The organism is Pseudoalteromonas sp. Ps84H-4 (genome assembly GCF_024124645.1).
In the GTDB taxonomy this organism is placed as follows: Bacteria; Pseudomonadota; Gammaproteobacteria; order Enterobacterales; family Alteromonadaceae; genus Pseudoalteromonas; species Pseudoalteromonas lipolytica_C.
Map to the genome: position 1 here is coordinate 53,813 of NZ_JAMXSK010000025.1, position 8,610 is coordinate 62,422.

General features: G+C 42.0%; 7 protein-coding genes and 1 pseudogene. 2 read left to right on the forward strand and 6 right to left on the reverse strand.

The window, feature by feature from the left end; genetic code table 11:
* Positions 1 to 3: 3 nt before the first annotated feature.
* The 6 genes from NH454_RS18640 to NH454_RS18665 form a co-directional block, all read right to left on the reverse strand.
* Positions 4 to 1,158 (reverse strand): BstXI family restriction endonuclease, encoded by a 1,155-nt coding sequence (locus NH454_RS18640; protein ID WP_002040530.1) that lies wholly within the window; start codon positions 1,156 to 1,158, stop codon positions 4 to 6.
* On the reverse strand, positions 1,155 to 1,859 hold the full coding sequence (locus tag NH454_RS18645) for a restriction endonuclease subunit S (protein WP_000829999.1): 705 nt from the start codon (positions 1,857 to 1,859) through the stop codon (positions 1,155 to 1,157). The genes NH454_RS18640 and NH454_RS18645 overlap by 4 nt, the downstream gene beginning before the upstream one ends.
* Positions 1,852 to 3,567: a type I restriction-modification system subunit M gene (locus tag NH454_RS18650; protein WP_001065598.1), complete on the reverse strand. Its 1,716-nt coding sequence runs from the start codon at positions 3,565 to 3,567 to the stop codon at positions 1,852 to 1,854. Before NH454_RS18650 ends, NH454_RS18645 begins: the two co-directional genes overlap by 8 nt.
* A gap of 8 nt (positions 3,568 to 3,575) precedes the next feature.
* On the reverse strand, positions 3,576 to 4,556 hold the full coding sequence (locus NH454_RS18655; RefSeq protein ID WP_048609063.1) for a WYL domain-containing protein: 981 nt from the start codon (positions 4,554 to 4,556) through the stop codon (positions 3,576 to 3,578).
* A 317-nt stretch (positions 4,557 to 4,873) separates the two neighbouring features.
* A complete protein-coding gene (locus tag NH454_RS18660) occupies positions 4,874 to 5,173 on the reverse strand; it encodes a hypothetical protein (RefSeq protein ID WP_048609064.1) in 300 nt (99 codons plus the stop codon).
* A gap of 87 nt (positions 5,174 to 5,260) precedes the next feature.
* A complete protein-coding gene (locus NH454_RS18665; protein WP_048609065.1) occupies positions 5,261 to 6,166 on the reverse strand; it encodes a 3'-5' exonuclease in 906 nt (301 codons plus the stop codon).
* A 641-nt stretch (positions 6,167 to 6,807) separates the two neighbouring features.
* On the opposite strand from NH454_RS18665, the pseudogene NH454_RS18670 reads away from it, so the two are divergent.
* Positions 6,808 to 6,918: pseudogene (locus tag NH454_RS18670) on the forward strand (UV protection and mutation protein); the annotation flags it as partial.
* Positions 6,919 to 7,384: 466 nt separating this feature from the next.
* The gene (gene bla, locus NH454_RS18675) at positions 7,385 to 8,248 is read left to right on the forward strand and encodes a class A beta-lactamase (protein ID WP_025441399.1); all 864 of its coding nucleotides are present in this window, start codon (positions 7,385 to 7,387) and stop codon (positions 8,246 to 8,248) included.
* Positions 8,249 to 8,610 lie beyond the last annotated feature (362 nt).

The window sequence follows — 8,610 nt, forward strand, 5'->3', positions numbered from 1 at the left end:
ACTTTAATCCCTCTCTATATACAGCTCTTCAGAGATTCTGATCCAAACAGCTCCATTCGGGGATCTAATCATCTTGTCGTCATCACTAATCCACCCAAAAGTTTCAATGCTATCACCAATTAACTTAGCTACTTTTATATCCATTTCCTTTACTTCAGCAAGCGAATAACATCTTCGCTGCCCAAGCTTGGTATTACAAGTTGCATGCCCCCAAGAAACGTAGAAGTGATTATGATGCAACCGTTCATATTCAAGTGGAATCATATGAAATAGATTTACTGTAGTAGAACGATTGGTTCCATCTACTATTAGGCCAGAGTTTAAAAGAGATTCTTCATTCTCAAGGTTTATATGACTATGAAGCTCATCATATGAAATTCTTTTGAGGCATAGTGGGCAAGTTGTAATATTTCCTTTCATCATCCCAAGATAGTTATAGTGAACCCCATCACTAAGTGAGCACTCATCTAGAATTAATTTCAGATGTAATGCTTGTGATGCTGTATATGGGCTAGACGATGTATGTATAATTTGCCATGCTAAAGATGCTTGTGATAGAAAATTAGTTTCCTTGTTAGCATATTCAGGAGCAAAAATCCCCTGCGGTGGCCCTTCGATAACTTCATTTTTTATAATTTTCTTGCCTCCACCAACTTTTGGAAGGCGAAGAATATAATGCCCTTTGTCTAATACTTCTGAACTTCTTTTTTCAACGATATTTCCATTCTTATCCTCCAAGTGACGAACGGACCATTCGTCAAGCGGTGGAAACTCATCAAAAGATTGATGAGAGCGATACAATACAAAAGCATTTTCACCGATTACGAGTGGCTCACCATCTGGCAAATTTATTTCACTCAAAATACCTGAAGAAATAAAAGCTTGATCAGGGTACAGCCTTACGATGTACCCATCTTCATAGTTTGAAGTATCAATAACATTAATCTTTTCAAAAGGAATGATAACTTTATTGTTTCTATAAACATGATTTTGATAAGCCCCCTTCTTTCCTCCTCGCGGTGTTGCGTAGCCTGCTTTTGAAAGTTTTTTCTTATCTTTTTCTTCCAGAAATGACCAGCAGTTAGTCGGCCAAGGATCGCACTTCCCAGTATGACCAATCAACTTTCGGCAACTACCTTTTTGACACAAACCAATCATAATGAGAGCCTTTTACTAAGATCATCTATTGAAAGCTCCCCTGAAAATAGTAGGAACATCACCTGATTTATTGTCTTTTCTAACTCGTTACTTTCTGCTTTTATATTGCTAAGTTGCTGCATATCTAATGCGGATTGTTCTAGTGCATGCCCTGATAGTTTACAAAACTGAAGTGCGCTAATTACTTTCAATATTTTGTCTTGTACATCTACTGAAGGCACTGATATGTGAAACTCAAAGAGATCACTTTTATAGAGTTCAGGATATGTTGAACCATTAGCAACTGCGTCAAGATAAGGCTTATTCAAGCGAAACCAATATGCTAAATAAAGCGGCCTCAAAAGTGGCCCACATGTAAAATTCAAAAAACCTTGATTTGTAGCCATAGGAACAGTGTTGACAGCAACTGCACCAACAGGGGCTCTTTTACTGAGCATTACTGTTCCTGCAGGCAATAGTTTTGCTGCCGAACTTTTAAGACCTAAAGTAGTGATATTTCTCTCTGTTTTACTGACGTAAACACCATCCATGTCAGTAATTTCTTTGGGAGTTAGCCATGGAATATCTCCTTCCCAATAATCATCTTCATTTGTTTTGGGTGTGCCACCTGATTCAACCTGAAGAATTAATCCAGTTTTTTTACAAGCCTCTAAAGTTCCATGAAACCAATCTTTATGACTTAATAGAAATGGTTCAGCCATTTGAAACTTTCTCCATTATTTGTTTTGTTTTTTCAGCCGCCAGAACTACTTCATTAAGCCTATTACTTACTTTTTGAATATTCTTAAACATTTCAATCTGTGCTTCCTTCGATACAAGATTTTTCCTGTCAAAACCCACATATCGACCTGGTACAAGGGCATATTTATGCCTTTCTATCTCACTTATATCAACACTTCTACAAAACCCAGGCTGATCTTTGTATCCTTCAGATCTAACCCAGTCTTTATAACAATCCGCTATTTGTTCTATTTCAGACTTTGATAGAGATCTGATTACTTTAGTCTCAAGAGTTCCTAAATTTTTAGCATTGATAAATAGCACATTTTTCGCTCTGTTTTGTCTTTTGTCTTTTGCTTTACTAAAGCACCAAATACATGCACCAATTTGCGTGTTAGTGAATAAATGTGTCGGGAGAGCAATCACACAATCTAATAAATTACTATCAACGATGGACTTCCTTATTTCATATTCGTCTTTAGCATTTACGGTCAAAGACCCATTTGAAAGTAAGATTGCTGCCTTACCATTAGAATTTAGGTGATGGATAATATGTTGAAGCCATCCATAATTAGCATTCCCTTTTGGAGGTGTTCCATACATCCATCTTATATCTCCTTGTAACTTTTCACTCCACCATTCTTTCATGTTAAACGGAGGATTTGCCATTACGAAATCAGCTTTAAGATCTGGATGCTGATCATCTAGAAAAGTATCAGCGTTTTTATTCCCAAAATTAAAATCAATGCCTCTTATAGCCATATTCATAGCCGCAAGCTTCCATGTGGTAGGATTGCTTTCTTGACCATAAACAGATATGTGTTTTTTTTGTTCTGATGCGTTGTATTTTTTTTCTTTTGCGTGTTCTTCAATAAATTTTTCACTTGAAACGAAAAATCCACCCGACCCCATTGCAGGATCATAAACCCGCCCCTGATATGGCTCTAGCAATTCAACAATTAGAGTAACAATACTTTTAGGTGTGTAATACTGCCCACCTTGTTTTCCCTCAGCCAACGCGAATTGCCCCAAAAAATATTCATATACATGACCAAGAATATCTTTGCTTTTTAAGCTTAACTTCTTTCCATTAAACTCAGGATTACTAAAACTCGTATCAGAGAATCTATTTATTAACTCTGTTAGATTCGTATTTTCAACTTCGTAACGACTTATTCGAGGTAAAACTCCCTTTAACTTTGGATTTGCTGGCTTATCATTTATCCGATGCGACTCTATTTCATCCAGTGCATTGTCAATCAACCATGAAATTGATCTCAATTTAATTTCATTTCCATGACTATCTTTGTCAATTACACTACCGATCGGAAGAGAAGCAGTACTTTTTATAAATTTCCATCTTGCCCTTTTTGGTATCCAGAAAACGTTTTTCTCTTGATAGTATTCGTGCAGTTCTAACTCTGCATTGACCGCATCGTTGTATTCTTCGTCAGAGTCATAATCTTCACGAGGCATGTAATAAATATTGTCATCGCTATCGTCCTGAGTAAACAACTGACGTAACTCTTGTTGGCGCTCTTCAAAAGCGTCTGACACATACTTTAGAAAGATGATCCCTAGCACGACATGCTTATAGTTAGCGGCATCGAGGTTGTTACGTAACCGATCGGCTGCCGACCACAACTTTACATCGAGTTCTTTTAAAAACTGCTGTTCTGAATTATTCATGTTCTTCCCTATGCTGTGACGCTATCGAAACCAGGCGCAATCGCAAGGTTACCGACACCGTATAAAGTTTGATAATTTTTTAACCATAAATGAAATTCGGGTGTTTTTAGCTGAGCTGCTTTGGAGCAATCGACATTCCATTGTCTGAGTAAATAACCTGCCGTTGCCGCTCTAATCTCAATCTTTAAAACACCACCTTTCATGCCATAGTCAAGCTCAATCGCTTCGCTGTGCTCTATGCGTGGGTGCGGTACTAACTCAAGCTCTACAAAGCGATTCCATTGCCGGTCTTGGGTTTCAAGTTCAGCCTCTGACAGAATGGAATCCTCAAGCACGACCGCTGCTTTAATTCGGGTAAGCACAAAGTCACGGAACCCATTTGGCGCTCCGCTTTGGCCATGCTTGCGGTCAAAACCACGAACATGCCAACGCAGGCCATTGTCCACCAGCGTATGCGGTACAATTTCACGCGTTGTTTCACCGCTCGATAACGACACATAAGTGATGCTCAAGGCTTTGCCTTTGTGAATGGCCTCGGTGACCTTCGCCACTATCGATAAACTCGGCTTGTTAAGGTGATAAGGCGCTTCACAAGCCAGAGGCGGTTTTACCTTTCCACTGAAGCCATCGCCGTACCCTTGGCTGATGGTTGCCAGTGTTCGAACAACGTCATAGTCGAACAAGGGTTCAAATGCTTCACCACGTTTATGCAACTTGAGCTTTTGGTCATACTCAATGTTGCTTGGTGCAAGCTCTCGGTACATTGTGAAGTCTTTCGTTGCTTGTGCAGCAGCTATGCTGAAGCGATCGACTAAATCCGCCCGCACCGCTTCTCCCTTAAACAATAAAGTGAAATCGATGTGGGCAATGCGATCCCTGGTTGCTTGTGGCAACTGCGCTATCTGCAAAAGCCTATCTGGCTTTCCTTTCGCGCCTTCTTTAGCGAGTGAACTCGCTGGTACCGTTTGTTTCAGACCATCATTTGTCATGCGTCTTGTTTATCCAATTCAACCAGTTTCTTAAAACTCTGTTTATAAAGTACGGACCGACATCGCGTAATCACATTGAAAAGCACCACTCAATGCTGCTCTTCATCCGCAATGACTAATCAATCTCTACCGGTTGAAGCTGGACAGATGGCCATAACACACTGAATAGGCTTCAACCTAATTAATTTTATTAAGTATCATCCTATCACAAATTATTTTGTAGGGAAGACTAAGCGGCAACTTTTTGATCTGGATTGCAATTGCCGCTCAGGTATGGGCGTGAAGACACTGTTTCATGCCATTGCTGGTAGCCGCTATCAATGCGCTACCCGAACCAATGGCACCACGATGTTACCGCGATGCGATACCCCTTTGTCCGACTCTGTAGACATCAGGGCTCGTTGTTCACTCTCCCGAATGCGCCTAGCAACCTCTGCCTGGGCTGGTAGCAATGGCAACATCCCTTCAGCAATCGCGTCTGGGGCTGAGTCTTGGCCACAGGACATCAAGTGCTTCCATGGATCTTTAAGAAAGCGCTCGAACGTGATGCCAAATTCAATGATGCGGGCAGAGACGAAGATTTCGCCCCAGTATTCAATGTAGGTGTCTTGGTACATGGAAAGATTCCTCTTGTTGGTTAAACCATGAGTTCACTTTCCATTTTCCAGAGGTTTTCAAATATGCAAGGCTTACCTTGTAGAGAGCTACAAAGCTTTAAATCGATTACGGGCATCTTTGTAGTCATAGTGGGCATGTTCTGAGCCACGATGATACAAATCATCCAGGTAAGTTTGTTCCTGCGGCAACTCGTCTTCGCTGATTTCGCGCCACCAATGCTTGTTGGCACCTTTAACGCCGTCATGCCAACGGTAACCACGTTCTTTTAAATAGTCCTTTACGTCAAACGGCGCACCAAACGCACGAACTAACACAGTTCGCCTGTCTGCTTCAGACAACAAGTTTGCAACGGACTCGGGCAACAAATGGAACAACCAGGCCATCGCCAAACAATCGGTTGCGGCTCGGTGTCCTTCATAAAACCAACCTAAGCGAAGCAGCAGGTACTCAAGCTTTCGACTTTCAAAACCCAGCGCCTTCCAATCTATGCCACTGGCTGAACAGGCCCAAGATAGATGGCCTAATGCAGCAAACCGCTTTTCAAAGAAAGGACGATCAAACTGTGCATTGTGTGCAACCACCAGCGGATCATCGGATAACCAACTCGCTACCAGTGAATCATCAATGCGCTGGCCTCGCACCATGTCATCGGTAATACCGGTTAACTCTGTAATCAGCTCGGGGATTGGCTTGCCGGGATCTTCATACAAACTGATCACATCAACAATCGACACAATCCGCTTAGCCGAGGGACTGTAAAGCACCTTAACCATACCAAGCTCAATAATGGACTCGTCATCGGCAGACAGTCCAGTTGTCTCTGTATCGAGCAGCACCATTGGCTGTTCATCACCGACCACAGGAGATAGTTCAAGTGGCCAGGACTGCGGCTCACGCGTTAATGGAATACGCTCCAGCAATCTAAAATCTTCTGGTCTGTCTGGGATATCCGCGAGGCGCTCTAGCGGAAATGGCGCAGGGGCTCTTGTCATTGATGGTTCCTCTTCAATTCTATTGTTCGCTTTAGGTGATTTCACTGTGCCACAGGTTTTTCTAAATGCACCTTGGATACCTCAGCGTTTTTTTAATCTTTCTACTGGGTGAACCCATGTATGAAGGCTTTGGCTAAGCCTTTCAGAAAGCCTTAGCTAAACCCTTTAGGTAACCCTTACCGATACCCTTTAGGTATGGCTTAGCCAACCCCTTTTCAAACGGTTGAAAAAGGCTTGAACTGAGTTCGACTGAGCATTTTAATGATGCTCCTGACTTCGCTTTAAGCCAGTAAATTCAATACGAAGCAGAATTTTACTAACTGTTTTTAAACCCTTTGCAAAGGGTTCAACAAGCCTTGTTTGACGGTTACTTGACCCATGCGTTAACCAGTAGCAGTAACAGGATCAGTAACAGAAACAAGAGCAGTAGGCAGAAGCAGTATTGTCCAAGCCTTGCAGGCTTTGACGAGGGCGAGCGATCCCCCCACATCTAGTTTTTCAACACAAAAAAGAAATCACCGACAACACAGCGTCTTACTCGAACAACTACAGTTTTACCTACAATTTTACTTGTAGAAATCAGCATAGCATTAGATACTGTATAAACAAACAGTATTAATTATGATTTTTCGAGGTTCGTCATGAGTGTCTCGCTGATAGGCCGTAGCGGCGCACTTGCCTTCATCAAAGCCAAGCGCCTTCGTATTCCATTGTTCATGGAACGTGTTTCTGCTGGTTTTCCTTCACCAGCGCTTTTCCCATATTGCTCTTTTTTGTCAATGTTCTGAAATCTATTAATAAATAACGAAAAAATAATAAGATAGTAAGATAAATCTCGTTCATACCTACTTTTACGGCGTTGACAACTATCACTCGGTCGAGTTTTTTCACTGATCCCCGCTGGGATCCCCTAATTGGTTGCCTTAGCGCTCATCCGAGCAAAGTTGAGTTAGGCTAGTTAACTAAATAATATAAATGGCCTTGTCCGACTCAGGCGAGACGGAACAACTTCGGTGGCCTCGATAAGCGCTGGCCCACTCCGAACCGTGAGAGTTTTTAAACAAACTGGTAAAGCAGACGCAATTCTCTTTCACTCGAAGCTGCTTTAAACCGCAGGTCGCGACCCATAACAGACGCTAATTCTTTAATCGATATTCGTTTTGATGTATCATCGCGAGCAGGAAACACCTTTCTTTATATCTAGGAAAAAACTATCGTATGTACTCCAAATTTGTTGTTTTTGTATCGCTGTTAAGCAGCTTAACCCTCAGCATTCCTGCCAACTCTTCTCCAGACCTGATAGTCAACAGCATCAAAGAGGTAGAGCAAAACCTGGGTGCTAAAGTAGGAGTCTCAATCTACAGCGTTTCTGATGGTTACCTTTGGCATTACAACGGCGATTCACGTTTTCCGTTGATGAGCACCTTTAAAACTCTTGCATGTGCGAAATTGCTCCACGATGTTGAAACGGCGAAGCTGTCGATTGATCGATCTGTGAAGATTGAGGAACAAGACCTTATTACTTGGTCGCCGATAACAGAAAAGCTTGTTGGAGAGAGCTTTTCCCTCAAGCAGGCTTGCACGGCTGCAATGGTTATGAGTGACAACACAGCGGCTAATATAGTACTGGACGGTATTAGTGGCCCATCTGAATTGACCTTGTTCATGAAAGAACTCGGTGATGAAGTAACGCGACTGGATCGTATAGAGCCTCATTTAAATGAAGCGCGAAGCGGGGATGAGCGTGATACAACAACACCTAACGCGATTGTAAAAAGCCTCGGGAAACTGCTTTATGGCGAGAAACTCTCAAGTGGCTCTAAAGAACAATTAATTGAATGGATGGCTGGCAACAAGGTGTCCGATAGCTTGTTGCGTTCAGTGCTACCAGAGGGGTGGTCAATTGCTGATAGGTCGGGTGCTGGTGGTTTTGGGTCTAGGGGAATCACCGCTGCGATTTGGTCAAATGAACAGCAGCCATTAATTGTTGCGATATATCTCACCCAGACTGAAGCTTCGTTTGACGAGAGAAATAAAGCTATTGCCAAAATAGGTAGAGAAATTTTCGCTTCTTATAACTAAGGCAACTTGGCGGGTACTAAGCACCTCAGCATCATAAGATGAGAGGTGTTCTTTCAATCTTCCTTTATAGCGGCAGCTAAATCGCAGCTAAAGACATCGATCAGGCCGCTCCGTATGTCCGCATTGTGCCCAGACTGTGTGAAAACTCTGATCACCTTTTGGTCTAAGTATGTTCTGCTTATGATCTATTAATCTATACATTTAGTTCACTTAATATACTGATATTTATATAATTAGACTATTGATTCAGTTGAGGGTTGAGGCAGTATGTCAAAGTTTATAAGCGGTGAAAGTCGTGACCAATCAACGTTATTTCCAGAATCGTTGGAAGACTACGTCAGTGAAGATAATACGGTCAGAGT